Below are 24,647 nucleotides of genomic sequence, written 5' to 3' on the forward strand. Positions count from 1 at the left end.
CGGCGTCACTTCTTCTCCTCGACCCCGAAGAATTCGAGCTGCCAGCGCATCTCGTCGTCGGACATCGGGTAGAGGACGCCTTCCCGAGCATTAAGCGCTGTTTTTGGCGGAATCTGGGCGAGGCGCAACTGCACCTGCCGGGCGAACTGCATGCTGAGGCCGGCGCGCCACACCAGCGCGGTCACCGCGCGCGGCGCGTGGGTGCCGATGATGCGGTCCACGATGGGCAGCGGGATCTGCGACAGCTCCGCCAGACCAGCCATGACGAAGGCGCGGTCACCCTCCACCAGGGAGCCTTCCAGCAGCTTTTCGGTCAGCTTGCCTTCCTTGTTCAGCCTTGCGGCCTTGTCGGTCGGGCGCTCGGCGGGCTTTTCCTTCTCCGGCGCCAGCCCCAGCTCGTCCTCGCCGAAATCGACCGGGCCACGGATCGGGGTGGGGCCGGTGGCGCCCTTGCTGACCCGCGTCCGCACCGCCTCGGCCAGCTCGCGCGCCGCCCCCGGTTCCAGGTCGGTGCGCTCCTGCAGGGCCTTCAGCAGGTTGTCGGCGACGAAGCTGGCGAGCCGCGCCACCGCGCGCGCCGGCAGCCGGGGGCGCCGCACCAGCGGGCTGTGCCAGGGCTCGTGCTGCGGCGCCTGATCCAGGATGCGGTCCAGCGTCTCTTCCCGGATCTGCGCCGAAGGATTGGCGAGCAGCGCCGTCACCGCCGCCTCGTCGTCGGACCGCGCGATGGCGTCGGCGACGGAGGCCGACACCGTCTTGCGGCCGGCGATTGCCGACATGGCGCCGGCCACCGGCCCGGCCATGATGATGTCCACCAGATCCTCTTCGGTGAGGATCGGGGAGTGCTGGAGCACCGGGGCGCAGACCGACAGTTCCACGTCGCGGGCCAGCGCGTTGATGACGCTGTGCGGCGCGCCGGGCAGATCCTTCAGCGCCTCGGCCAGAATGCCGCGCACCTCGGTCGCCTGATCGCGGGCCAGCGCCTCCAGGCATTCCACGGTCAGCCGCTCGATCTGCGAGGCCTGGTCGGCCGACAGGTCGGGCAACAGACGGGCGATCTTCTGCGCGACGGCGCCGCGCACCGCCACCTCGCGGTCCTTGGCCAGCAGCAGGTCGGCTTGGCGCGGCGTGCCGGCGTTGGTGGCGATGGCCTTGCGCACCTCGGCGGCGGCGTCGGCGGCCAGGAAGTACAGAAGCTCCGGCCGGGTCTTGGGATACTCGGCGACGCGCCGGCGAACCGCCGGGTCCTCGCTCTGCACCATCTGCTTGGCGGCTTCGTAATCGCTCGGGTCGAGGATGTCGGCTCGATGGGTCACGGGGTCGCCTCCACAACGACGGAATCTGGGGCGGAGTCTTCGACGATGGGCACGTAATCGGGGGCGAAGGCGTAATGGCCCTTGCCGTGCTTCTTGGCGTCGTACATGGCGGAATCGGCGCGGTCGGTCAGTTCCTGCACCGTCTCGCCGCGTCCCGGCCGGTGCACGGCGATGCCGATGGACAGGCCCAGCGGCTTCTCATGGCTGGCGGAGAGGTGGCGCAGGTTGACCATGCCGTTCAGCAGCCGCTCGGCCACCACCTTGGCCCGCGCCTCGTCGGTGCGGCCCAGCCACAGCACGAACTCGTCACCGCCCAGCCGGCCGGGCAGGTCGCCGGGCCGCACCCCGTTGGTCAGCAGGTTGCCGATGGCCTTCAGCACGGCGTCGCCCTGCTGGTGCCCGTGCAGGTCGTTGACCGCCTTGAAGTTGTCGAGGTCCACGTAGAGCAGCGCCGACGGGCCGGTGTCCGGCCGCCCCATCGTCTCCTCCATACGCTCGAAGAAGGTGCGGCGGTTGAACAGGCCGGTCAGCCCGTCGCGCTCCGACAGGCGCCGCAACCGCTCCTGATAGGCCAGATGCGCGTGCGCGATGCCGATGTGGTCGGCCACGCCCGACAGCAGGAGGCGGTCCTCGTCGTCCCACGGGTCGGAATCGTCGCCGCGCCAGATCAGCACCGCGCCGTTCACCGCCTGCCGATGCTCGGTCCGCGCCGCCAGCAGGCGGTTGCCGCCCAGGGTCAGCGCCACCGGCTCCTCGGTCGCCGCGACCGTGTCCAAGCTCGGCTGGAAGATCTCCGGTTCCAGCTCCGCCGGGATTTCGGCGGCGAAGTCGGCGGCCGGCAGCAGGGCGCCCGTGTCGCCGGCCCGGTAAATGCGGCAGCCGTCGGCGCCCAGCGCGCGGGCCGTCTCCACCGCCGCAACGGTCAGCGCCTCCGCCGCGTCCAGCCGGTCGCGCAGGGTGTGGACGATGTGGGCCAGCAGCTTCTCGCGGTTTCGCACCCGCGACAGCTCCGCCGAGCGCAGCACCTGCTCGGTCACGTCGCGGCACACGCCGCGCGCACCCGCCCATTCCCCGCGCGGCCCGTGCAGCGGCAGGGCCGAGGCCACCACGCAGGCCGGCGCGCCATCGGCGCATTTCAACCACAGCTCGCTCTGATCCACCGGGCGGCGCGTGTCGAAGGGCAACGGCAGGTCGCCCCACTCGTCAATGGCGAGGTCGCGGGGGGCGCGACCAATTAGCGCATCCGCCCCGTACCCCAGCGCTCCCTTGGGCGTAACGAACACGAATCGTCCATCAGGCCCGGTTTCCCAGGCAAAATCGCTGGAGACCTCAACCAAATCCTTGTAGCGCTGGCGCGACTCGGTGAGGGTCTGGCGCAGCTGCCGCTCCAGCGTGGAGTCACGGCCCAGAAGCAGCGCACCGCCGTCCGGCAGGGGCACCGCCGCCCATTCAACGATCATCAGCCCGCGTTCCACCTCAATGGGAACCGAGCGCAATCCGGGCGCCACGCTGGACGTCGCCAGCCACGCCTGCACCTCCGAAAGCCAGCGCGGATCGGCGGTCAACAGCTCTTCGGCGGCGGCGTTGGCCTCCGCCACGGACTGGTCGGCGGCGAGCCTCAGAGCCGGACCTGGATAGGCGGCGACGAGCGCCGGCGGGGTGGCAGGATCGGAAGACGTGGCGGACAAGGCGGCGTCCACGAGGAGTTGCGAAGGCACGGATGTAACCTATGGCTGCATACCGTTTAGGATATCCGAAAAATGCCAACTTTTCCCGCATTAATGTTCAATCAACCATGGGCCAACCATGGGACCAACCATGGGCATCGCGCATGTCCGGCTTGCGGCTGGCGACGATGAGCCCCATTCTCAGCCGATGACTGCATCCCTCCGCGACATCGGGGTCTGGATTTTCGACCTCGACAACACGCTCTACCCCGCCTCCTGCAACCTGTTCGCCCAGGTGGACCGGCGCATCGGGGAGTTCATCGCCGATCATTTCGGCATCGCCTTCGACGAGGCGCGCGTCATGCAGAAGCGGTTCTTCCGCGAGCACGGCACGACGCTGCGCGGCCTGATGGTCGAACACGACGTGGACCCGGTGCCCTTCCTGGAGTACGTCCACGACATCGACGTGACGCCCGTGGCGCCCTCGCCGGAACTGGCCGACGCGCTGGACCGGCTGCCCGGCCGCAAGATCATCTACACCAACGGTTCGGTCCGCCACGCGGAGAACGTGACCGCGCGGCTGGGCATCGGCGACAAGTTCGAGGCGATGTTCGGCATCGTCGAGGCCGGCTATGTCCCGAAGCCCGACCCGCGCCCCTACGCCACGCTGGTCGAGCATTACGCCATCGACCCGAAGAATGCCTGCATGGTCGAGGACATCGCCCGCAACCTCGTCCCCGCCCACGCCATGGGCATGACGACCGTCTGGGTGAAGAGCGAGGCCGACTGGGCCCGCCCCGACCGTGGCGGCGTCGGCACCGGCAGCCACATCGACCATGCCGTGGACGATCTGGTCGCGTGGCTTTCAGACCTGGCGGGCTGCTGAGAAGCGTTCTGGCCGGCGACGTGGACGCCGGACCGGTTGCGAGGAACCGCTGGTTGGTTCGCCGCACTTCCCCCGGCCGTCGAAACGATCAACTCCCGCCAGTTCGTCCGGTTCGAGCAATTCGTCCATATTGATGGATACCATTGATGGATACCGGATGTGCGGATGCGGAATTCCGCCGCGAAATCATCTCCCATTAACCCACACCCTATAAATTCTCCACCGTTACGCGATGTTATTTGGCCGACAACCGATTGAATGGGAATGGCATGAAACCGCAAAGCAGCACGGCCATTGTGGCTGGTCGCGAGATTATCCTGCAGACCGACGACCTGACCGAGCGGCAGCGGGCGTCCCTGGAAGCCAGGCTTCCCCTGCTCCGCCGAATCACGGGGGATGCAGACGATTACCTGGCGCGCAACGACGCTGACCGATCCGTCTTCGGCTCCCATTGGGGCGGCCCCTACTTTTCGAACATCGCACGCCGCATCTGCGAGCCGGACTGGACGTTCCTTGAACGGCTCCGTCTGGTTTATGAGTTTTCAGGCCTTCCCATCGTCACCTTTCGACGGCAAGAGACGGCTCCGGTGGTGGATCCGGTGCTCAACCGCTACATGAAGCTGCGGGCCATCACACCGGCCAATCTCCGATTCTCCGCGCCGCCCATGTGCGGCGAAGCCGGCTGGAAGATCGACCGGGGCATCGTCAACTGGGATGTCGCGATCGTCCAGGAACGTCTCCAGTTCCTGCATTTCTCGGGCGTGCTGGACTGGCTGAACAGCCGCCCGCACCGCCCGACGATCATGGAGATCGGCACCGGTTGCGGACTGTTCGCCCTGGCTCTCGGACGCGTTATCCCCGAAGCGACCTACATTCTGTGCGACGTGCCTGACGTGCTGCTGAACGCCGCGGCCTACCTTGCCATGGCACGCCCAGCGGCCCGCTACCACGTCGTGCTGCCCGACGGAATCCACAGCATCACCGCCGAAGGCGAGCACACCATCCTCTCGTCGCTTGACGAGGTGCATGGCGGGTACGTCTTCATGCCCAACTACATGATGCACCGGTACGGGCCGTCCATCACGTTGGACATGGGGCTCAACGCCATGTCCATGCACGAGATGGCCGTCGAGCAGATCGCCTATTACGCCGGCCTGCTCAGCCGGGCGACGGGAGCGCGGGAGGGTCTCTACTTCGACATCAACACCTACTACAAGGGTACGAACGAGATCCTGGAGTTTCATTTCAATCGTGCTTTCGCCGTTTCAGCCCGGCCGGATCTGATCGATCTGGCGCTGTCGCCCAAGATCTGGACCAACAGCCGCAGGACGATGACCGCGGTGGAGGACCGGATGCGGCATTACCGTTCCCTCTACGACTTGGACGCCGCCTTCTCCATCGACTTCCCCTTCGAGTATCCGCCCTTCGATGAGAATATCGCCTTGGGATTGCTGAACGAGGAGATCGGCTCAATCCTGAACGTGGACTACCAGAAGGTAGCAAAGGAGCGCGGCAAGGTTTCCTTCAATGACGATCTGAAGGTTTTCTTTGGCGAGCATCTGGCCATTTATCGCGCCCGTTTCGGCGTCCGATAACGGGGCAGTCGATGCGAAGCTCCCTGCATGGGTGACAGCGATGCGGGGCGCCAGGCGGCTGTCCCCGTGGGCGGCTTCCAGAAGGCCACGACACGACAAGGTTCTTCTGTGGCACCAGACGCCTGCTCGGCCACGGCGGCGATGGCGATGCGCCGCATCGCGTCCTGCAGTACGGCAATCGGCCGGCCGATCCCGGCGACCGCGACGAGGACGGCCAGCGCCGCGCCGGCCAAGACGCCGAACGTCGCCATGATCGTCGCCCAACGGATCGCGTCCTGGGGTTCCCGGGTCAGCGCGTCGGAGCGCCGCCCGAGGTCGCCCCGCCCCTCGTCGGACATCTGGGCGGCGGTGTCCAGCGCCTCCAACAGCAGAGCCCGGCCTTCCTTGCGGTGGGCATTGGCGGCCCCGCCGAAGTCGCCCGCTTCCGTCCTGGCGTAGACTAAAGCGGATTTCGATCCGCTTTGGACCGCGACGGCGGTCCCGGCCGCCAGCCTTCGGTTCATTCCTTGGCGGCAGGCGGATGCCAGAGGCATCCGCTGAGAGCCGGCATGTGAGGCCATGTGAATCTAAAGCGAACGCAAGCTCGCTTTGGCGGCAGCAGGTTTCTGATCTTCACCAAGCCATCCAGCATCCGGTCGACCGTCGCCTGATGCCGGGGCGGAGCGAGCTTGCGCAGGTCCGCACCGTTCGCGTCCAACGCCACGGAAATGTCGCCGATGGCCTTGACCGGCGGAGTCAGCGCGGACGGGTCGCGCAACAGCAGAACGGCGACGGCGATGGCCACCACGCTCAGCAGGACGACGACGCCGTATATCTTGGGGCCGACGCCGATGCGGCTCGGCAGGTTCATGACACACTCACGCTGGAGGCGACCACTCTGGAGGTAACAGCCGCACGGGAAGGCCCCTTGGAACGAAACCTCCGGCGACGAAATCGTTGAATGGCTCGGGCGGCTGAAATGGACCGATCAGGACGAAAAGACCTTCGCGGGGCGCGTTGTCCGCCGACTTGCGACGAGCTTGTGGCCAGGGGTGAGAGTGGAATTGACAAAGATCAAAACGCCGTCCAGTCATGCAGACTCCACAGTACTGGCCGCCGATGGCTGAATAATTTATCAGAAAAACTTTTGCTTTCATTGATTGGTATCAAACAAACGTCACGGTCCTTTACGGTTGAACTCTTGGCATCCCCCCGAACGGGCCCCGGAACGAACCGTGCGTTCTTGCGGATCGTCTCCGTCTTACGGGTGAAAGCAAATACCGCCGGCCCCGCCGCATTCCGGTACCGGCGACGCCGGTGCCGTCGCCTCGCGCCGTGTCCTTTTGTTGCCCCCTTTTGTTGACAAGGCGGCGCGGTGCGCTCCATGTTCCGAACCCTCGACATCCAGCCCAAGCGATTGCCGACATGAGCCACGCCAGCCTCGAATCCGCCATCAACGCCGCGTGGGAGACCCGCGACACCCTGAACGCCGACACCAAGGGCGCGACCCGCAACGCCGTGGACGAAGCCCTGGCCGGCCTCGATTCCGGCGACCTGCGCGTGGCGCAGAAGACGGACGCCGGCTGGACGGTGAACCAGTGGCTGAAGAAGGCCGTCCTGCTGTCCTTCCGCCTGAACCCGAACGAGACGATTCCCGGCGCGCCGGGCGGTGCGTCCTGGTACGACAAGGTGCCGCCGAAGTTCGAAGGCTGGTCGGAAGCCCAGTTCCAGGCCTCCGGCTTCCGCGCGGTTCCGGGCGCGGTCGTGCGCCGCTCGGCCTACATCGCCCCGAACGTCGTGCTGATGCCCAGCTTCGTGAACGTCGGCGCCTACGTGGACAGCGCCACCATGGTGGACACCTGGACCACCGTCGGTTCCTGCGCCCAGATCGGCAAGAACGTCCACCTGTCGGGCGGCGTCGGCATCGGCGGCGTGCTTGAGCCGTTGCAGGCCAACCCCGTCATCATCGAGGACGACTGCTTCATCGGCGCCCGTTCGGAAGTGGCCGAGGGCGTGATCGTGGAGCGCGGCGCGGTCGTCTCCATGGGCTGCTACATCGGGGCCTCGACCAAGATCATCGACCGCGCGACGGGCGAGGTCTTCATGGGCCGCGTCCCGGCCTATTCCGTGGTCGTTCCGGGCACCATTCCGGGCAAGCCGCTGCCCGACGGCTCGGCCGGTCCGGGACTGTACTGCTGCGTGATCGTGAAGCGCGTGGACGAGAAGACCCGCTCCAAGACCTCGATCAACGACCTGCTGCGCGACTGAGGACCATGACCACCGACGCCGTCTCCCCCGATCCGGTTTCGCTTGCCCAGGACCTGATCCGTTGCCGCAGCGTGACGCCGGAGGATTCCGGTGCGCTCGGCGTGCTGGAGGCGGCGCTGAAGCCTCTGGGCTTCACCTGCCACCGCCTCCGCTTCGAGGAGGAGGGCACGGCGCCGGTGGACAACCTCTACGCCCGCCTGGGCACCGAGGGGCCGAACTTCTGCTTCGCCGGGCACACCGACGTGGTGCCGCCCGGCGAGCTGAAGGGCTGGTCTATCGATCCCTTCGGCGCGGAAATCCACAACGGCCGCCTTTACGGCCGGGGTGCGGTGGATATGAAGGGGGCCATCGCCGCCTTCGTCGCCGCCACCGCCCGCCATCTCCAAGCCAACGGAAAACCCAAGGGCTCGATCAGCCTCCTCATCACCGGGGACGAGGAAGGGGTCGCCATCAACGGCACGAAGAAGGTGCTGGGCTGGCTGAAGGAAAAGGGCGAGACGCTCGACGCCTGCGTGGTCGGGGAACCGACCAACCCCAGAACGCTCGGCGACATGATCAAGATCGGCCGGCGCGGCAGCCTGACCGGCTATCTCACCGCCTACGGCGCCCAGGGGCACGTCGCCTACCCGCATCTGGCCGACAACCCGCTGCCCCGCCTCGTCCGCATGCTGGCCGCCATCACGGAGGAGCCGCTGGACGAGGGCACCGCCCATTTCCAACCCTCCACCCTGGCGCTGACCACCATCGACGTGGGCAACCCGGCCAACAACGTGATCCCTGCCCAGGGGCAGGCCACCTTCAACATCCGCTTCAACGACGCCCACACCCCGGCCAGCCTGGAGGCGTGGCTGCGCGCCAAGTTCGACGCGGTGGGCGGGGCCTACGACCTGCGGGTCGCCTGCTCCGGCGACAGCTTCGTCACGCACCCCGGCCCGCTGACCGAGTTGGTGGCGGGCGCGGTCGAGTCGGTGACCGGCCGCCGGCCCGAATATTCGACCACCGGAGGCACGTCGGACGCACGCTTCATCAAGGACTTCTGCCCGGTGGTGGAGTTCGGCCTCGTCGGCCAGACCATGCACAAGGTGGACGAGCATGTGGCCCTCGACGACCTTGCCAAGCTGACCGACATCTATGAAGCCATCCTGCGCGACGTGTTCGACCGGATCGGCTGAGACAACCCCGGCAGGCCAATCCCCGGCAGTCCAATCTTAGGTGAACACACAATGTCGCTGACCAGCCGGGACGTCGCCTCCTCCGTCTTCGGCGCCTATCGTCTGGCCCGGTTCGACCCGACCGGGCTGGACTACATGGACCGCACGCCCGAGGGGGCATGGAAGTCCTTCTACGCCGCGATCATCATTCTGCCGGCCTACGCGCTGCTGCTGGCCATCCGCCTGTGGGACCAGGCGCAGGACACGCCCCTGTTCCAGCTGGTGACGGTCGAGGCCATCGCCTACGTGGTCAGTTGGACCGCCTTTCCGGTCATCATGCACGGCGTGACCCGGATGCTCGACCGCTCGTCGCGCTATGTGGACTTCCTGTGCGCCTACAACTGGTCCTCGGTCGTGCAGATGGCGGTTTACCTGCCGGTCGTGGTGCTGGCCGCCACCGGCCTGCTGCCGGCGCCCCTGTCGGAAGGGCTGGTCTTCGGCGTGATGCTGGCGATGCTGACCTACCAGTGGTTCGTCCTGCGCACCGCGCTGGACGTCCCCGGCCTCACGGCGGCCATACTCGTGCTGCTCGATCTCTTCCTGTCGGCCCTCATCACCGACTTCGCCGACGGCCTGCTCTGATTCTCATTCAGGCGGATCGGCGTTTTCCCTACCCTCCGCCGCCGCGGCCCACGCCCAGGCAAAGAAAACACAAAAATACGGACACATCGTTTCCTTAAAGCGATTCAAGGAAATCCCATATTTTTTAATATTTGTCATCTATGTTACAAAATTTAAACACCGATCTCTATACAATATTGGTTATTGTGAAGCTCTGCCCTTTCGGGCTATCGTTTACATATCTCCGTATTCATTGGTGTACTCATTATGCCATCGGGGAAGGCATCCATACCCGGCCGTCGGCAGATCTACGCCCTTCTTGCGGCAACTCTACTGCCGGTTCTCCTGTTCACCGCCGCAGCCCTCTATCTGGGGCACGACGACACACGTCGGCACGCCGAGGATGATCTCCTTTCCATGGCGCGGATGCTGGCGCAGAGCGTGGACCGCATCATCGCGCAGGAGACGGCGGCGCTCACCGTGCTCGCCACGGCGGAGGAACTCGATCGTGCCGACTTCCAGGCCTTCTATGTCGAAGCCAAGCGCGCGGTGGAAGCGCGCGACAGCTGGAAGTTCGTCACCCTGACCAACCAGCACCACCAGCTGCTCAACACCCGCCTGGCCTACGGCGCGGAACTGCCCCCCCTGCTCGCGCCCGATCAAGTCACCCGCGTTTTCGAGACGGCCCAACCCCAGGTCTCGGGGGTGGCCCGCCATTCCGACCGCGTCGCCCAACCCTTCGTGTCGATCCGCGTCCCGGTGGTCCGGGAGGGCACGGTGCGCTATGCGTTGACGACCCTTCTGCCCGCTTGGACGTTCAACGGCGTGCTGCGTGAGCAGGCGCAGGATTCGCCCAATCCGATGGGCATGACGATCATCGACCAGACCGGCCGGGTCGTCGCCCTGGACGATACGACCGCCCCGTCCGACCCGCGCATCGGCACGCCGGCCGGTCACATCGACGGGCCGAGCGCCGTCGCGCCGCTGTCCGGATGGCGGGTCGTCGTCACCCGGCCGGTCATGGCTTCGGACACGGTGTTCGGCATGCCGGCGACCCGCACCGAGCGTGCGCTCGTCGGCAGCGGCCTGCTGGCCCTGACGGTTTCCGGACTGCTCGCCGCCGTGCTGGCAAGCCGGCTGCGCGTCCTGCACGCGCTCGCCACCCGACAAGGCGCCGAACGGGACCTTGCCGACATCGCCAACCACGTTCCGGGCCTGATCCACCGGCACGTCCAGCTGCCGAACGGCACTCTTCTCGCATCCCGCACGGCCGGCGCCCTGCCCGCCGAGACCGATCCGATCGAACAGGCCCTGCTGACGCCGCCCGCCCCACTCACGGTCACCCCACTCGTCCCAATCGTCATCGAGCGGGAAAGCCGGTCCCCGGACGGCGAAACGCGCTGGCTGCACTGGGTGGCCACGCCGCGCCGGCAGCCCGACGGCACCGTGCTGTGGGACGGGCTGACGCTCGACGTCACCGACCTGCGCCGCGCCGAAGCCGCCCTGCGCGAGAGCGAAAGCCGTCTGCGCATGGCGCAGGAGGCGGCGGGCATCGGCAGCTGGGACTGGGACCTGCCCAGCGGGCGCATCACCTGGTCGGACTCGCTGTACCGCCTTTTCGGCGCCGAGCCGGGAACCATCGACCCGGAGGTTGCCGTCTTCGTGGAACGCGTCGTCCATCCCGACGACCGCCAGGCCGTGCTGGCGAAGGCCCAGCAATCGTCGCTGCGGGGCGGGGAGATGCAACTGCAATACCGCATCGTCCGGCCCGACGGCACGGTGCGCTGGATGGAGTGCACGGGCAACAGCGTCGCCAACGCCGACGGGCGGCCCGTGCGCCTTCTGGGCATCATCCGCGACATCACCGACCGCAAGGCGACCGAGGAAGCCCTGCACGCCGCCAACGCCGCCCTGGAGCGCGAGGTGGCCGAGCGCACCCGTGCCGAAACCCTGCTGGAGACCATGTTCGCCAGCGCCCCGGCGGCCATGACCGTTGTCGACGGCCAGCTGCGCTATCTGCACGTCAACGAGCGCATGGCCGCGCTCAACGCCCTTCCGGCGGAGGCCCACATCGGCCGCCGCCCGCAGGACGTCCTGCCGGCCGATCTGGTCGCCGTCGTCGAGCCGCTGTACCGCCGCGTTCTTTCCACAGGCGAGCCGATCCACAATCTGTCCATCACGGCCCCGGCGCCGGCCGATCCGTGGACCGAACGCCACTGGCTGATGAACCTGCACCCGGTGCGCAACGCCGACGGCACGGTCCAGGCTGTGCATGGGCTGGTTCAGGACATCACCGACCAGAAGACCATGGAGGCGTCGCTGCGCACCGCCCTGGACGAGGCGCGGGCGGCCATCGACGCCAAGGCGCGCTTCTTCGCCAGCGCCAGCCACGACCTGCGCCAGCCGGTGCAGACGCTGTTCCTCTTCGCCCATGCCCTGCACGAACGGCTGCGCGATCATCCCGCGCAGGCTCTGGTCGTCACCATGCAGCAGGCGCTGGAGGGGATGAAGGTTCTGATCGACACGCTGCTCGACATCTCGCGCCTCGATTCCGGCACGCTGGAGGCCGAACCGGCGGACTTCCCGGCGGTCACCCTGATGCAGCGCCTGTCCGCCGAATACGGCCCGCGCATGGCGGCCAAGGGGCTGAAGTTCCGGATGATCGGCTGCCCGGTCTGGATCCGCAGCGATGCGGTGCTGCTCGGCCGCGTGCTGGGCAACCTGCTGGACAACGCGCTGAAATACACCGAACGCGGCGGCGTCCTGCTCGCCTGCCGCCGACGCGGCGACACGGTGCGGATCGAGGTATGGGACACCGGCGTCGGCATCCGGCTGGAAGACCAGGTCGCCATCTTTGACGAGTTCGTGCAGCTGGGAAACACCGGCCGCTCGGAACGCGGCCATGGCCTCGGGCTCGGCCTGTCCATCGTGCAGCGCCTCGTCAGGCTTCTGGGGCACGAGCTGACGCTGCGCTCCCGCCCCGGCCGGGGAACCGTCTTCACGATCACCGTGCCGATCACCGCCTGCGCGCCGGACACGCCTCACCCGCCGCCCCTGCTTCTGGCCGGCGGCGGCCCGCCGCTCGCGGTGCTGGTGGAGGACGATCACACCATCCTGACCGCGCTCGGCATGCTGCTGGAGGAATGGGGGTTCGAGGTCATCGCCGGCGCCGCCCCGGACGACGTTCTGGAACAGATCGCCCAGCGCCGCCGCCGCCCGGACCTGATCATCAGCGACTATTTCCTGTCCTGCGGCCGCACCGGCACCGAGGCGATCCGCATGATCCGGGCCTATTGCAACGCGCCGGTCCCGGCCATCGTCCTGACCGGCGACACCGGCCCCGAGCGCGCGCTGGAGGCTGGACGCATCGGCTCCCACCTGCTTCTGAAGCCGGTGATGCCCGACGTCCTCCAGGACATGATCCAGCGCGTCGCCGGCATTCCGAAGCGATAGGCTTACCCCTCGCTTTATCCCTCGCGGTCGCTCACGCCGGCTTGGGCGAAGGTCGCCATGCCCGCGTGGCAGGCGCAGGCCGACTTGACGATGTTGATCGCCAGGGTGGCGCCCGAACCCTCGCCCAGCCGCATGCCGAGGTCGAGCAGCGGCTCCTTGCCGATGGCTTCGATCAGGTGGCTGTGGCCCGGTTCGGTCGAGCGGTGGGCGACCATGCAGTGATCCAGCGCCCGGCGGTCGGCCTTGAACAGCACCGCCGCCGCCGCCGTGCAGGCATAGCCGTCCAGCAGCACCGGCACCCGCGCCATGCGCGCCGCCAGGATCGCGCCGGCAATCGCCGCCAGCTCGTAACCGCCGAAGCAGCGCAGCGCCTCGAACGGGTCATTCCGGGCCTGCGGGTTGGTCTTAAGCCCAGCCTCGATGGCGGCGACCTTGCGGACCAGCCCCTCGTCGTCCACGCCGGTGCCGCGCCCGACCCAGTCCTTGGCCTCGCCGCCGAACAGCGCGCAGCAGATCGCCGCCGCCGACGTGGAGTTGCCGATGCCCATCTCGCCGAGCGCCAGAAGCTGGATGCCCATCTCCACGGCCATCATGCCGTAGGCCATGGCCCGGCAGCATTCCTCCTCGCCCATGGCGGGGCCCTGGGTGAAGTCGGCGGTGGGGTTCTCCAGGTCCAGCTCGTAGACGCGCAGGTCGGCGTCGGCCACTTCGCACAGCTGGTTCACGGCGGCGCCGCCGTTCTGGAAATTGGCGACCATCTGCGCGGTCACCTCCGTCGGATAGGCCGACACGCCGCGCGCGGCCACGCCGTGGTTGCCGGCGAAGACGACGACGCGCGGGCGGCGCACCTCCGGCGGGTGCTGGCCCTGCCAGGTCGCCATCCACTGCGCGATCTCCTCCAGCCGGCCGAGCGACCCCGCCGGCTTGGTCAGCTGCCGCTCGCGCTGCAAGGCGGCCGTGCCGGCGTCCAGGTCCGGCCCCGGCAGGTTGCGCACGAGCGCGCGGATTTCCTCGAAGGTGACGGCGGGCTGCGGGTTGCTCATGGGTATAAGTCCTGGCGCTAACGTCGGAAAAACAGCGGCGCGACCTTGGACCAATCGCGCCCGCCTGTCAAAGCACGCGTCACGGCGGGCGTTTCTTCACCACAAAGACACAAAGGGCACAAAGAATTTCACAAAACACAGCCGCCAATTCGAAACCCACCGCCTCCGCAGACGCCTCTTTGTGAAATCCTTTGTGTCTTCGTGTCTTTGTGGTGAATCGTCGGCACCGCGACCACGCACCAGACCGCAACCGCCCGCCATGCCCGACGCCTCCCCCATCCCACCCGCCCGCCGCTGGTCATCCGACCTCGCCCTTGCCGTGATCTTCATGACCCGCCTGCCGCTGCGGCTGTCCGGCCCGCTGGCCGAGGACGCGCACGCCCGCGCCATGGGCTGGTTCCCGCTGGTCGGGGCCGGGGTCGGGCTGTTCGGCGGCACGGTCTACGCGCTGGCGTCCCTCGCCCACATCCCGCCCCTTCCGGCCGCCCTGCTGGCGCTGTGCGCCCTGGTGTGGATCACCGGCGGCCTGCACGAGGACGGGGCGGCGGACGTCGCGGACGGCTTCGGCGGCGGGCGCGACAAGGCGCGCAAGCTGGAGATCATGCGCGACAGCCGGGTCGGCAGCTACGGCGTGCTCGCCATCGTCTTTTCGGTCGCCATCCGCGCCTCGGCCCTGTCCGCCCTCGCCGATCCCGGCACCGTCCTCGCCGCGCTTGCCGCCTCCGGCGCCCTGTCGCGCGGCGGCATGGCGGCGATCGCCCGCCGCATGGCCCCCGCCCGCGCCGACGGCCTCGCCGCCCGGCAGGGCCGCCCGACCGCCGCGACGGTCGCCCTGTCCATAGCCATCGGCGCCGCCGTCGCCCTGCTCGCCCTGACCGCCAAGGCCCCCGCCGCCATCCTCGCCGCGACCCTCGCCACCGCCGCCGTCGCCCTGCTCGCCCGGCGCCAAATCGGCGGCCACACCGGCGACGTGTTCGGCGCCGCGCAGCAGGCGGGCGAGGCTGCCGTCCTCCTCACGCTTTCGGCGCTGCGATGATCGTCACCCGCTGGTGGCTGATCCGCCACGCGCCCGTCCCGAACTCCGACCGGCTGATCTACGGCCGGGACGACCCGCCTGCAGACACCGGCGACACTGCCGCGTTGTCGGCGCTCGCCGCCCGCCTGCCGCGCGAGGCGGTGTGGGTGACCAGCCACCTGCGCCGCACGCGCCAGACGGCAGCGGCGCTGCGTCTGCCGGGCAGCGACATGGCGCTGGTCGAACGGGACCTCGCCGAACAGAGCTTCGGCGCGTGGGAGGGCCTGTCCCATGACACCGTCGCCGCCCGCCACCCCGACGAAGCCCGCCGCTTCTGGTCCGCCCCGGCCACCGAGGCCCCACCCGGCGGCGAGAGCTTCGCTCAGGTCATGGCCCGCACCGCCGGGGCGATCCGGCGCCTCACCGCCGCCCACGCCGGCCGGGACATCGTCGCGGTGATCCACGGCGGCACCATCCGCGCGGCCCTCGCCCTTGCCCTCGACCTAAGGCCGGAATCGGCCTTGCGTTTGGGTATTGCACCATTGTCGCTGTCCCGAATCGACCATTACGCGGGGGGCGAAAGCGAGGCGTCCTGGGCCGTTGGGGCGGTCAACGCACTCGGAACCTTTTTCGGCGAAAGCCGTTGACCGGACTCCGTTGGGCTACCAAACGAGAGGCAGACCATGGCAAGAAGCGCCGATAATCGCGAGGCCGCCGACAAGCTCTGGGGGATGATCAAGGGCGTCCGCATCGCCATGATGACGACGCTGAACGACAACGGAATCCTGCATTCCCGGCCGATGGCGACCCTGTCGCACGCCGGGTTCGACGACGGCAACCTGTGGTTCTTCACCCGAGCCGACTCACCCAAGGTCCATGAACTGAAGGAGCATTGGCGCGTCAACCTGTCCTACGCCGACCCGAGCGACGAGAACTACGTCTCGATTTCCGGCGTGGCGGAACTGGTGCGCGACCGCGACAAGATCCGCTTCCTGTGGCGGGACATCCTGTCCACCTGGTTCCCGCAGGGTCCCGACGACCCGGAGATCGCGCTGCTGAAGGTCAGCGTCGATCACGCCGAATACTGGGACAGCCCGTCGAGCGCGATGGTCTACGCCTACGGCTACGTGAAGGCGAAGATCACCGGCGAGCCGCCGAATCCGGGCGAGAACGTCAAAATCGCGTTCCAGTAAGGCGCCTTTGCGCATTTGCCCCCTCCCCTGCAAAGCGGGGGAGGGTCGGGGTGGGGGCAATCGCACTCACACCCGCCGAAACGCCAGCGCCGCGTTCAACCCGCCGAACGCGAAGGAGTTGGACAGCGCCGCCCCCACCCGCGCGTCCCGCGCCACGCGCGGCACCACGTCCAGTGCGCAGGCTGGGTCCGGCCGCTCCACCCCCACGGTCGGCGGCACGACCTGATCGCGCAACGCCAGCAGAGTCGCCGCCGCCTCCAGCGCGCCGGCCGCGCCCAGCGAATGCCCGACCATCGACTTGGTGGACGACACCATCAGCCGCCGCGCGAGGTCCCCGAACACGGCATGAATCGCCCGCGCCTCCGTGGCGTCATTGGCCGCCGTCCCCGTGCCATGAGCATTCACGTAATCGACCTCGTCCCCATTCAGCCCCGCATCGGCCAGCGCCGCGCGCATGGCCCGCGCCGCGCCGTCCGCATCTGGCGCGGTGATGTCCTTGGCGTCCGCCGACATGCCGAACCCGGCGACCTCCCCAAGCACCTCCGCCCCGCGCGCCTTGGCCGCCTCCAGCGTCTCCAGCACCAGCACGGCAGCCCCCTCGCCCAGCACCATGCCGTTGCGGGTTTCGCAGAAGGGCCGGCAGCCGTCCGGGCTGACGATGCGCATGGCCTCCCACCCCTTCAGCGCGCCGAAGCTCAGGCTGGCCTCTGCCCCGCCCGTGACGGCGGCGTCCACCAGCCCACCGCGTACCATCTGAAACGCCAACCCGATTGCATGGGCAGCCGAGGCGCAGGCGCTCGCCGCCGTGAAGCTCGGCCCGGTCAGTCCGAATTCCATGGAAACCTGGGCGGTCGGCGCGCTGACCATCAGGCGGGGAATGGTGAAGGGGTGCAGCCGTTGCGCGCCCTCCGCGTAGAGCCGGTGGAATCCTTCGTCCAGCGTCCCGATGCCCCCGACCCCCGTCCCGAGGATCGTCGCCGTGCGAGGCCCAAGCTCCCCCTCGAACCGCAGCCCCGACGCCTCCACCGCCTGCCGCGCCGCGACCAGCGCGAACTGGCTGACGCGGTCGAGCAATCCCAATCGCCGGGCGTCGAAGTGTGCGGCGGGATCGTAGTCCCGCACCTCCCCCGCGATCCGAATGCCCAGCCCGTCACGCGCGACGAGGCCCAACGGCCCGATGCCGCACCGCCCGGCAAACAGGGATTCGGCGAAGGGAGCCAGCCCCACCCCGATCGGCGAAACGACCCCAAGCCCCGTGACGACGACGCGCCGCACCGCCGCGCTCACGCGGCTGACTTCGACACGGCGGCCTCGACCGCCCGCAGCACGTCGCCGACCGTGTCGAACTCCTTGCGGGCGTCGTTGGCGTTGAAGGGGATTTCGATGCCGAAGCGTTCTTCCAGGGCGAAGACGATCTCGATCACATCGAGCGAGGCGATCTCCAGATCGGCCAGCCGGGCGTCGGGCGTCAGCCGCCCGATCTCCACCCGGCCCTTCTCGGCGATGATCGTCAGGACGTCGTTCTTAAGATCGGTCATCCGTGCTCTCCGGCGGGGCTCCGCAAGAGACGTTAGCGCGGCCGTCGAGCGCCTTGACCCGGTTCTTCAGGTCAGCCACGTCCGCGAACAGGCGCTTCAAACGGGCTAGCCCTTTGTACTGATCGAAGGCCCTCTCACGGGGCACGGCGGGGTAGCCCATGTAGACCGCCTTCGCCGGAATGTCGGTGCCGACGCCGGAGTTGGCGGCGACCACCGCGTCGTTGCCGATCTTCACATGGTCCGCCACGCCGACCTTGCCGGCCAGCACCACGCGGTCACCGATGATCGTGCTGCCGGCGATGCCGACATGGCCGCACAGCATGCAGTTGGTGCCGACCTGCACGTTGTGGCCGATCTGCACGAGGTTGTCGATCTTGGTGCCCGACCCGATGCGCGTCGCCGTCACCGTGCCCCGGTCGATGGTGGCGTTGGCCCCGACCTCCACGTCGTCGCCCAGCACCACCGTGCCGATGGAGTTGACGCGGCGGATCAGCACGTTGGTGCCGACCACGCGGCCGGTGGTCTTGGCCGACTCCACGCTGCCCGGCTCCGGCGTGACGAAGCTGAAGCCGTCGTTGCCGACCGCCGCGTTGGGGTGGATGATGCAGCGCTCGCCCATCACCACGCGCTCGCCGATGCGGGCTCCGGGGTGGATCAGGCTGTCCTTGCCGATGACCGCTTCCGCGCCCACGGTGGCCTGCGGCATGACGATGACGCCATCGCCCAGCACCGCCTTCGGCCCGACATAGGCGAAGGGCCCGACCGACACGCCCTGCCCCAGCACCGCGTCCGGCGCCACGAAGGCCTGCGGGTGGACGCCCGGCTCGGCGTGGACCGGCTTCTCAAAGATGTCCAGCAGCCCGGCCATGGCGTAGCGCGGGCGCTTCACCACGATCCAGCCGGCGATGTTGGCCGGGACCTCGGCCCCTTCCGCCAGCACGGCGGCGCGCGCCGGGCACGCCGCCAGCGCCTCCCCCAGCCCCTTTTCCATGGCGAGCGCCAGATCGTCCGGCCCCTCGGCCTCCGACGGGTGGACGGCGCGGGCGATCACGATGGACCCGTCGCCCTCCAGCTGGGCGTTCAGGGCGGCGGCAATCTCGGCAAGCGTGACGGGCTTCATGATGGGCACACGGCTTCGTTCGACGGAGGCCGGGAAGCTATCACGGATGGCCGGAGGATCCGACCCCCTCATTCCCCCGTCTGCAACAGCGCCCCGCGCACCCGCGCCTGCCGGAACGAGTACTGAAAGGCCGCCGCGCACAGCGCCATGTAGACGAGGTTCAGCCCCGCCGCCCAGGCCAGATGGTCCCAGCGCACCACGCCGTTGTAGAGCACGGCGCGCATCCCCTCGAACACATGCGCGGGCGGCATCGCCAGCGCCACCCATTGCAGCCACTCCGGCAGGACGCTGACCGGGTAATAGACCGCGCTGACCGGCGCCAGCATGAAGACGACGATCCAGGCCAGCCCCTCCGCTCCCATGCCGTAGCGCAGGATCAGCGCGACGATCACCAGCCCCAGCGACCAGCCGAACACGATCAGGTTGGCGAAGAACCCGGCCAGCGGCAATCCCAGGCTGAACACCGAATAGCCGAAGAAGGGGATCGCCAGCAGCGCCGCCGGCACGACGCCGATGATGGTGCGGATCAGGCTCATGGTGAACAGCGCCGCCACCCACTCGCCGGGCCGCAGGGGGCTGACGAACAGGTGGCCGAGGTTGCGCGACCACATCTCCTCCAGGAACGACACCGACACGCCCAGCTGCCCCCGGAACAGCACGTCCCACAGCAGCACCGCGCTGACCAGCACCCCCGCCCCCTGCGCCACCCAGGCGCTGGAGGAGGCCATGAACTGGTTGATGTATCCCCACAGGATCATCTGCATGGTCGGCCAGTAGGCCAGTTCCAGGAAGCGCGGCCACGACCCGCGCAGCAGATACCAGTAGCGCAGCACCATCGCCCCGACGCGGCGCACGGAGAATGTGGGGCTGTGGGCGAAGTCCGGCGCCGTCATGGCATCACTCCGCCGCATTGGCCGCCTCCTTCTCCGCATCGGTGCGCGCCCGCGCGATGTCGAGGAACACCTCCTCCAGCGTGCCGCGCCCGTAGCGGGCCAGCAGGGCGGCCGGCGCGCCCTGGTCCACGATCCGGCCCTGGCGCATCATCAGCACATGGTCGCACAGCCGCTCCACCTCCAGCATGTTGTGGGAGGCGAGCAGGATCGTGGCCCCCGACTCGAACCGGTAGCGCTCCAGATACGTCCGGATCCAGTCCGCCGTGTCGGGGTCGAGCGAGGCGGTCGGCTCGTCCAGCAGAAGCACGTCGGGCCGGTTCAGCAGCGCCTTGGCCAGCGCCACGCGCGTCTTCTGACCGGCCGACAGCCCGCCCGACGGCCGCTCCAGGAACCGGGTCAGGTCCAGGTGCTCGGCCAGCTCCTCGACCCGCCGCTTCACCCCGGTCAGCCCATACAGGTGCGCGTACACGACGAGGTTCTCGCGCACGGTCAGCCGGTGCGGCAGCTCCACATAAGGCGAGGAGAAATTCATGCGCGGCAGCACCGCATGCCGGTGGCGCGCCATGTCCACCCCCAGCACCTCCACCGTTCCGGCCGTGGGCAGCAGCAGCCCCAGCAGCATGGAGATGGTGGTGGTCTTCCCCGCCCCGTTGCCGCCCAGCAGCCCGGTGACCGACCCCTTCGCCACGGTGAAGGAGATCGCGTCCACGGCGGTGACCTCGCCGGACCGGGCGGTGCCGAACCGCTTGGTCAGACCCTCGACACGAATGGCGGCAGCAATGGCGTTCTGATTGTCGGATAAACGATTGTCGGAGCTTTTCATGGCTGTTGAATATGGCCGCTTGGCGCGCAATCGCCAGAGTGGCAAAACAGCATTCGATAAAACGACGGCGCCGCGTCCAAGCGGCCACGCAGGGAACACGCCATGACTTTCGCCGCCGCGCGCCACGCCGTTGCCCTGGCCCCGGCCGTCTGGACCAATCTGGACGGGCGCGTCACGCTGCGCACGCTGATCCTGATCCGCTGGATCGCGGTCATTGGGCAGCTGGCGACCGTGGTGATGGTGCAGTTCGTGCTGTCCTTCCCGCTGGCGCTGGGGCCGGTGATGGCGGCCATCGGCGCGTCGGTGCTGCTGAACATGGTGGCGATGGCCCAGCGCGGCGGGCGGCTGCGGCTGGCCGACCGGGACGCCGCGCTGTACCTCGGCTACGACATGCTGCAGCTGACGCTGCTGCTGTACCTGACCGGCGGCCTCGCCAACCCCTTCGCCATCCTGCTGCTGGCGCCGATGACGGTGGCCGCCGCCATCCTGTCGCGCTACAGCGTGGTTCTGCTGACCGGGCTGAACCTCATCTGCCTGACCATCCTGGCGCTGTGGCATTTCCCGCTGCCCTGGCCGGAGCCGATGCCGGCGGTCGCCCCGCTCTACGCCTTCGGCATCTGGCTGTCGCTGTCCGTCTCCGCGACCTTCATCGCCGGCTACGTCTTCCGCGTGGCGGAGGAGGCGCGCCGCTTCGCCGAGGCGCTGTCGGCCACGCAGGTTGCCCTGGCCCGCGAGCAGCGCCTGTCCTCGCTGGGCGCGCTCGCCGCCGCCGCCGCGCACGAGCTGGGATCGCCGCTCGGCACCATCGCCGTGGTGGCGAAGGAGCTGGCGCGCGAGCTTCCCCCCGACAGCCCGCACACCGAGGACGTGACCCTCCTGCAAAGCCAGGTGATGCGCTGCCGCGAGATCCTGGCCGACCTCGCCCGCAAGCCGGAGGCCGACGGTGGCGACCCGTTCGAGCGGCTGCCCCTGACCGCGCTGATCGACGCCGCCGCCGCCCCGCACCGCCTCGGGCACATCATGTTCGTGGTGGAGCGCTCCCCCGGCGACGACAACGAGGAGCCCGTCTTCCGCCGCAGCCCGGAGGTTATCCACGGCCTCGGCAACTTCATCCAGAACGCGCACCAGTTCGCCAATCGCCGGGTCACCGTCGCGGCGGCGTGGGACGACCGCGCGGTCACGGTCACGGTGATGGACGACGGCCCCGGCTATCCGCACCACCTTCTGGGCCGCATCGGCGAGCCGTACCTGTCCGCGCGCAATGAACGTTCGGGACATATGGGACTAGGCATTTTCATTGCGCAAACGCTGCTTGAGAAAACCGGCGCTCAGGTCGCCTATAGCAATAATCGTAGCGGCGGCGCGCGAGTTGTCGTACGCTGGGAACGTGGTGCATTAGAACCAGAGGACTAGTGGTGGATAGCGCTATGACCACGGACGAGAGTCCAACGGGCGAGACCGCCAAGCTGACGTTCACGGGTGACGTTACCCGCAGCCTCCTCATCGTTGACGACGACGCTCCGTTCCGCATTCGCCTGGCGCGCGCCATGGAAAAGCGCGGTTTCAACGTGGTCGCGGTGGACACCGTACAGCTTGGGATCGACGTTGCGCAGGAATCGGCCCCGGCTTTCGCGGTGGTCGACCTGCGGCTGGCCGACGGCAGCGGCCTGGATGTGGTCAAGGCTCTGCGCGACGCCCGTCCGGACGCGCGCATCGTGATGCTGACCGGCTACGGCAACATCGCCACGGCGGTGGCCGCCGTGAAGGCCGGCGCCGTGGATTACCTGCCGAAGCCCGCCGATGCCGACGCCGTGGAACAGGCCCTGCTGGCCGATGGCCGCCCGCTGCCCTCGCCGCCGGAAAACCCGATGTCGGCCGACCGCGTGCGGTGGGAACACATCCAGCGCGTGTTCGAGCAGTGCGACCGCAACGTGTCCGAAACGGCCCGCCGCCTGAAAATGCACCGCCGTACGTTGCAGCGCATCCTCAACAAGCACGCGCCGCGCGGCTGAACCTTTTATTTATCCGCACACGAAAGAATGCGCCCCTTTCCTTGCGGAAGGGGCGTTTTACTTTCAGCGGCCGTCCAGCTTCGCCTCGCCTTGCCCCGTTTAAGATTCACCACCAAGGCACCAAAAATCCTCGATCCCTTCGAGCCGTGGTTCCTTGATGTCTTGGTGCCTTGGTGCCTTGGTGGTGAAAACCCCCGACACCGCTAAAGCGGATTTTCTTCTACGGACGCAACCATTCCAGCCGTCCTGCCCGGACTTGATCCGGGCATCCATGCGACGTTGGGGCGTGGTCGTGATGGTGTGGATGACCGGGTCAAGCCCGGTCATGACGAAGCAAAGACGTTCACATCCAACGGAAATGCGCGTCACACCGCCCGGCGCACCACCATGGCACCCCGCGCCCGCGCGGTGCGCCCGGCCGGCGCCAGCCCGGCGGACACCAGATTGAGCATGGCGCGCGCGATCGCCCGCTCGCCCAGGATGGTGTGGGTCGCCCCGCATTTGGTCAGATGCTCGACCTCCGCGTCGGAATGGGCACGCGCCAGGATTTCCAACTGCGGGTTCGCGGCCCGCGCCTGTTCGACCACCTGCCCAGCCTCGAACGCCTCCGGAATGGCGACGATCAGGTGCTTGGCCGTGGACAGTTCGGCCGCCTTCAGGATCTCCGGATCGGCGGCGTTGCCCATCAGAACCTCGGCGCCGTCCTCGCGCGCGGCCTGGGCCGGTTCGGTCCGGTCCTCGATCACGACGAAGGGCACCCCCGCTTCACGAAGGCCGGCGCCGACCATCGCCCCCACGCACCCGTAACCGACCACCACGACATGCCGCTCCGGCGCCGCCGGTACGGCCTCGGCGCGCTGATCGCCGGGTTCCTCCGCCTCGGCCGGAACGATCCGGGCGATCAAGGCGAACAGCAGCGGGTTGACCAGGATCGACAGGATGGCGCCTGCCAGGATCAGGTCCCGACCGACCGGCGGCAGCACGTTCAGCGAGACCCCAAGCCCGGCGAGAATGAAGGAGAATTCGCCGATCTGCGCCAAGCTCGCCGAGATGGTCAGCGCCGTCCCCGTGGAGCGCCCGAAGGCCCGCACGATGAAGAAGGCGGCGACCGATTTGCCGATCAGGATGATCGCCAGCGTCGCGGCGAGTTCCAGGGGCGCCTCGACCACAATGGCCGGGTTGAACAGCATGCCGACCGACACGAAGAACAGCACCGCGAAGGCATCGCGCAGGGGCAGCGTCTCCGCCGCCGCCCGATGGCTCAGCGGTGACTCGTTCAGGATCATGCCCGCGAAGAAGGCGCCGAGCGCGAACGACACGCCGAACAGGGCCGAGGCGCCGAAGGCCACGGTGAGCGCGATGGCCAGCACCGACAGCCGGAACAGCTCCCGCGAGCCGGTGTGCGCGACCCAATGGAGCACCCACGGGATCACCCGCCGCCCGACGATCAGCATGAAGGCCACGAAGGCGGACACCTTGGCGAGCGTCACCAGCAACGTGCCCGTCAGGCCGAGCCCGAACGGCCCGTCTCCCCCGCCGGTCCCGTTCACGGCGCCGGCAACCGCCGGAATGACGACCAGCGCCAGCACCATCGCCAGATCCTCGACGATCAGCCATCCGACGGCGATGCGCCCGCGTTCCGTCTCGACCAGCCGCTGTTCCTGAAGCGCGCGCAACAGCACGACCGTGCTGGCGACCGACAGGGCAAGGCCGAAGATCAGGCCCGACACCAGCGACCAGCCGAGCAGCGTGGCAAGGCCGACGCCCAGCAGCGTCGCGACGGCGATCTGCACCACGGCGCCGGGAACGGCCACCTTCCGCACCGAGAGCAGATCCTTCAGCGAGAAATGCAGTCCGACGCCGAACATCAGCAGGATCACGCCGATTTCCGCCAGTTCATTGGCGAGCCCCTGGTCCGCCACGAACCCCGGCGTGAACGGTCCGACCGCCACACCGGCCAGCACATAGCCCACCAGCGGCGAGGCTCGCAGCCGGTGGGCCAAGGCACCGAAGAGGAAGGCGGCGCCGAATCCGGCGACGAGAATGGCGATCAGGGGGCCGTAATGCATGGCGC

Annotated in this window: 23 protein-coding genes; 11 read left to right on the forward strand and 12 right to left on the reverse strand. The window is 68.4% G+C overall.

Annotated elements, in window-relative coordinates; genetic code table 11:
• Positions 1-5: 5 nt before the first annotated feature.
• On the reverse strand, positions 6-1,316 hold the full coding sequence (locus J2852_RS13785) for a DUF2336 domain-containing protein (protein WP_343206739.1): 1,311 nt from the start codon (positions 1,314-1,316) through the stop codon (positions 6-8).
• Positions 1,313-3,034, reverse strand: a complete 1,722-nt coding sequence (locus tag J2852_RS13790; RefSeq protein ID WP_343206740.1) for a sensor domain-containing diguanylate cyclase — start codon at positions 3,032-3,034, stop codon at positions 1,313-1,315. Before J2852_RS13790 ends, J2852_RS13785 begins: the two co-directional genes overlap by 4 nt.
• Before the next feature lie 157 nt (positions 3,035-3,191).
• Between J2852_RS13790 and J2852_RS13795 the strand changes: the two genes are divergently transcribed.
• Together J2852_RS13795 and J2852_RS13800 are read left to right on the forward strand one after the other, a co-directional pair.
• Positions 3,192-3,869: a pyrimidine 5'-nucleotidase gene (locus J2852_RS13795; protein WP_209876324.1), complete on the forward strand. Its 678-nt coding sequence runs from the start codon at positions 3,192-3,194 to the stop codon at positions 3,867-3,869.
• A 239-nt stretch (positions 3,870-4,108) separates the two neighbouring features.
• Positions 4,109-5,464, forward strand: coding sequence for a class I SAM-dependent methyltransferase (locus J2852_RS13800; RefSeq protein WP_209876327.1), 1,356 nt, complete (start codon positions 4,109-4,111; stop codon positions 5,462-5,464).
• On the opposite strand, the gene J2852_RS13805 is transcribed toward J2852_RS13800, so the two are convergent.
• Both J2852_RS13805 and J2852_RS13810 read right to left on the reverse strand, forming a co-directional pair.
• Positions 5,437-5,967: a hypothetical protein gene (locus J2852_RS13805; protein ID WP_209876329.1), complete on the reverse strand. Its 531-nt coding sequence runs from the start codon at positions 5,965-5,967 to the stop codon at positions 5,437-5,439. The two genes, J2852_RS13800 and J2852_RS13805, sit on opposite strands and share 28 nt — an antisense overlap.
• Positions 5,964-6,314, reverse strand: a complete 351-nt coding sequence (locus J2852_RS13810; protein WP_209876331.1) for a hypothetical protein — start codon at positions 6,312-6,314, stop codon at positions 5,964-5,966. The genes J2852_RS13805 and J2852_RS13810 overlap by 4 nt, the downstream gene beginning before the upstream one ends.
• Before the next feature lie 554 nt (positions 6,315-6,868).
• Here J2852_RS13810 and dapD point away from each other — a divergent pair.
• The 4 genes from dapD to J2852_RS13830 all read left to right on the forward strand — a co-directional run bounded on the left by dapD (position 6,869) and on the right by J2852_RS13830 (position 12,936).
• Positions 6,869-7,711 carry a 2,3,4,5-tetrahydropyridine-2,6-dicarboxylate N-succinyltransferase gene (gene dapD, locus J2852_RS13815; protein ID WP_209876333.1) on the forward strand — a complete coding sequence of 281 codons (843 nt, stop codon included), beginning with the start codon at positions 6,869-6,871 and terminating at the stop codon, positions 7,709-7,711.
• Positions 7,712-7,716: 5 nt separating this feature from the next.
• Positions 7,717-8,883: a succinyl-diaminopimelate desuccinylase gene (gene dapE / locus J2852_RS13820; protein WP_209876335.1), complete on the forward strand. Its 1,167-nt coding sequence runs from the start codon at positions 7,717-7,719 to the stop codon at positions 8,881-8,883.
• 51 nt (positions 8,884-8,934) lie between these two features.
• Positions 8,935-9,504 (forward strand): hypothetical protein, encoded by a 570-nt coding sequence (locus J2852_RS13825; RefSeq protein ID WP_209876337.1) that lies wholly within the window; start codon positions 8,935-8,937, stop codon positions 9,502-9,504.
• A gap of 246 nt (positions 9,505-9,750) precedes the next feature.
• Positions 9,751-12,936: a hybrid sensor histidine kinase/response regulator gene (locus J2852_RS13830; protein ID WP_209876339.1), complete on the forward strand. Its 3,186-nt coding sequence runs from the start codon at positions 9,751-9,753 to the stop codon at positions 12,934-12,936.
• 14 nt (positions 12,937-12,950) lie between these two features.
• On the opposite strand, the gene cobT is transcribed toward J2852_RS13830, so the two are convergent.
• On the reverse strand, positions 12,951-13,979 hold the full coding sequence (gene cobT, locus J2852_RS13835) for a nicotinate-nucleotide--dimethylbenzimidazole phosphoribosyltransferase (RefSeq protein ID WP_209876341.1): 1,029 nt from the start codon (positions 13,977-13,979) through the stop codon (positions 12,951-12,953).
• A 259-nt stretch (positions 13,980-14,238) separates the two neighbouring features.
• Between cobT and cobS the strand changes: the two genes are divergently transcribed.
• From cobS to J2852_RS13850, 3 genes are read left to right on the forward strand one after another with little or no spacing between them, the layout of a single operon-like run.
• A complete protein-coding gene (gene cobS, locus J2852_RS13840; protein WP_209876342.1) occupies positions 14,239-15,015 on the forward strand; it encodes an adenosylcobinamide-GDP ribazoletransferase in 777 nt (258 codons plus the stop codon).
• Positions 15,012-15,641: a histidine phosphatase family protein gene (locus J2852_RS13845; RefSeq protein ID WP_209876344.1), complete on the forward strand. Its 630-nt coding sequence runs from the start codon at positions 15,012-15,014 to the stop codon at positions 15,639-15,641. Before cobS ends, J2852_RS13845 begins: the two co-directional genes overlap by 4 nt.
• Positions 15,642-15,677: 36 nt before the next feature.
• Complete coding sequence (locus J2852_RS13850; RefSeq protein WP_209876346.1) at positions 15,678-16,187, forward strand: pyridoxamine 5'-phosphate oxidase family protein; 510 nt, start codon at positions 15,678-15,680, stop codon at positions 16,185-16,187.
• A 66-nt stretch (positions 16,188-16,253) separates the two neighbouring features.
• On the opposite strand, the gene J2852_RS13855 is transcribed toward J2852_RS13850, so the two are convergent.
• The 5 genes from J2852_RS13855 to J2852_RS13875 all read right to left on the reverse strand — a co-directional run bounded on the left by J2852_RS13855 (position 16,254) and on the right by J2852_RS13875 (position 20,561).
• The gene (locus tag J2852_RS13855) at positions 16,254-17,474 is read right to left on the reverse strand and encodes a beta-ketoacyl-[acyl-carrier-protein] synthase family protein (protein WP_343206741.1); all 1,221 of its coding nucleotides are present in this window, start codon (positions 17,472-17,474) and stop codon (positions 16,254-16,256) included.
• Complete coding sequence (locus J2852_RS13860) at positions 17,471-17,725, reverse strand: acyl carrier protein (protein WP_209876348.1); 255 nt, start codon at positions 17,723-17,725, stop codon at positions 17,471-17,473. Before J2852_RS13860 ends, J2852_RS13855 begins: the two co-directional genes overlap by 4 nt.
• Positions 17,712-18,845, reverse strand: a complete 1,134-nt coding sequence (gene lpxD / locus J2852_RS13865; RefSeq protein ID WP_209876350.1) for a UDP-3-O-(3-hydroxymyristoyl)glucosamine N-acyltransferase — start codon at positions 18,843-18,845, stop codon at positions 17,712-17,714. Before lpxD ends, J2852_RS13860 begins: the two co-directional genes overlap by 14 nt.
• A 68-nt stretch (positions 18,846-18,913) precedes the next feature.
• Positions 18,914-19,738, reverse strand: a complete 825-nt coding sequence (locus tag J2852_RS13870; protein ID WP_209876352.1) for an ABC transporter permease — start codon at positions 19,736-19,738, stop codon at positions 18,914-18,916.
• 4 nt (positions 19,739-19,742) lie between these two features.
• Positions 19,743-20,561: an ABC transporter ATP-binding protein gene (locus tag J2852_RS13875; protein WP_209876354.1), complete on the reverse strand. Its 819-nt coding sequence runs from the start codon at positions 20,559-20,561 to the stop codon at positions 19,743-19,745.
• Between the two features lie 102 nt (positions 20,562-20,663).
• Between J2852_RS13875 and J2852_RS13880 the strand changes: the two genes are divergently transcribed.
• A complete protein-coding gene (locus J2852_RS13880; RefSeq protein WP_209876356.1) occupies positions 20,664-21,974 on the forward strand; it encodes an ActS/PrrB/RegB family redox-sensitive histidine kinase in 1,311 nt (436 codons plus the stop codon).
• Positions 21,975-21,988: 14 nt separating this feature from the next.
• Entirely contained in the window at positions 21,989-22,573 is a 585-nt protein-coding gene (locus J2852_RS13885; RefSeq protein ID WP_246499596.1) for an ActR/PrrA/RegA family redox response regulator transcription factor, read from the forward strand.
• Positions 22,574-22,672: 99 nt separating this feature from the next.
• Here J2852_RS13885 and J2852_RS13890 read toward each other — a convergent pair whose 3' ends face one another.
• Positions 22,673-22,942 (reverse strand): hypothetical protein, encoded by a 270-nt coding sequence (locus J2852_RS13890; protein ID WP_209876358.1) that lies wholly within the window; start codon positions 22,940-22,942, stop codon positions 22,673-22,675.
• Positions 22,939-24,642 (reverse strand): YbaL family putative K(+) efflux transporter, encoded by a 1,704-nt coding sequence (gene ybaL / locus J2852_RS13895; RefSeq protein ID WP_209876361.1) that lies wholly within the window; start codon positions 24,640-24,642, stop codon positions 22,939-22,941. The genes J2852_RS13890 and ybaL overlap by 4 nt, the downstream gene beginning before the upstream one ends.
• Positions 24,643-24,647: the final 5 nt, after the last annotated feature.

The organism is Azospirillum soli (genome assembly GCF_017876165.1).
GTDB lineage: Bacteria > Pseudomonadota > Alphaproteobacteria > Azospirillales > Azospirillaceae > Azospirillum > Azospirillum soli.

Coding starts and splice junctions, on each gene's coding strand:
- lpxD (WP_209876350.1), bottom strand. CDS start 18,845: ATGAAGCCCGTCACGCTTGCCGAGATTGCCGCCGCCCTGAACGCCCAG.
- J2852_RS13795 (WP_209876324.1), top strand. CDS start 3,192: ATGACTGCATCCCTCCGCGACATCGGGGTCTGGATTTTCGACCTCGAC.
- J2852_RS13850 (WP_209876346.1), top strand. CDS start 15,678: ATGGCAAGAAGCGCCGATAATCGCGAGGCCGCCGACAAGCTCTGGGGG.
- cobS (WP_209876342.1), top strand. CDS start 14,239: ATGCCCGACGCCTCCCCCATCCCACCCGCCCGCCGCTGGTCATCCGAC.
- J2852_RS13830 (WP_209876339.1), top strand. CDS start 9,751: ATGCCATCGGGGAAGGCATCCATACCCGGCCGTCGGCAGATCTACGCC.
- J2852_RS13845 (WP_209876344.1), top strand. CDS start 15,012: ATGATCGTCACCCGCTGGTGGCTGATCCGCCACGCGCCCGTCCCGAAC.
- J2852_RS13860 (WP_209876348.1), bottom strand. CDS start 17,725: ATGACCGATCTTAAGAACGACGTCCTGACGATCATCGCCGAGAAGGGC.
- J2852_RS13875 (WP_209876354.1), bottom strand. CDS start 20,561: ATGAAAAGCTCCGACAATCGTTTATCCGACAATCAGAACGCCATTGCT.
- J2852_RS13825 (WP_209876337.1), top strand. CDS start 8,935: ATGTCGCTGACCAGCCGGGACGTCGCCTCCTCCGTCTTCGGCGCCTAT.
- J2852_RS13870 (WP_209876352.1), bottom strand. CDS start 19,738: ATGACGGCGCCGGACTTCGCCCACAGCCCCACATTCTCCGTGCGCCGC.
- dapD (WP_209876333.1), top strand. CDS start 6,869: ATGAGCCACGCCAGCCTCGAATCCGCCATCAACGCCGCGTGGGAGACC.
- ybaL (WP_209876361.1), bottom strand. CDS start 24,642: ATGCATTACGGCCCCCTGATCGCCATTCTCGTCGCCGGATTCGGCGCC.
- dapE (WP_209876335.1), top strand. CDS start 7,717: ATGACCACCGACGCCGTCTCCCCCGATCCGGTTTCGCTTGCCCAGGAC.
- J2852_RS13880 (WP_209876356.1), top strand. CDS start 20,664: ATGACTTTCGCCGCCGCGCGCCACGCCGTTGCCCTGGCCCCGGCCGTC.
- J2852_RS13810 (WP_209876331.1), bottom strand. CDS start 6,314: ATGAACCTGCCGAGCCGCATCGGCGTCGGCCCCAAGATATACGGCGTC.
- cobT (WP_209876341.1), bottom strand. CDS start 13,979: ATGAGCAACCCGCAGCCCGCCGTCACCTTCGAGGAAATCCGCGCGCTC.
- J2852_RS13805 (WP_209876329.1), bottom strand. CDS start 5,967: ATGAACCGAAGGCTGGCGGCCGGGACCGCCGTCGCGGTCCAAAGCGGA.
- J2852_RS13885 (WP_246499596.1), top strand. CDS start 21,989: ATGACCACGGACGAGAGTCCAACGGGCGAGACCGCCAAGCTGACGTTC.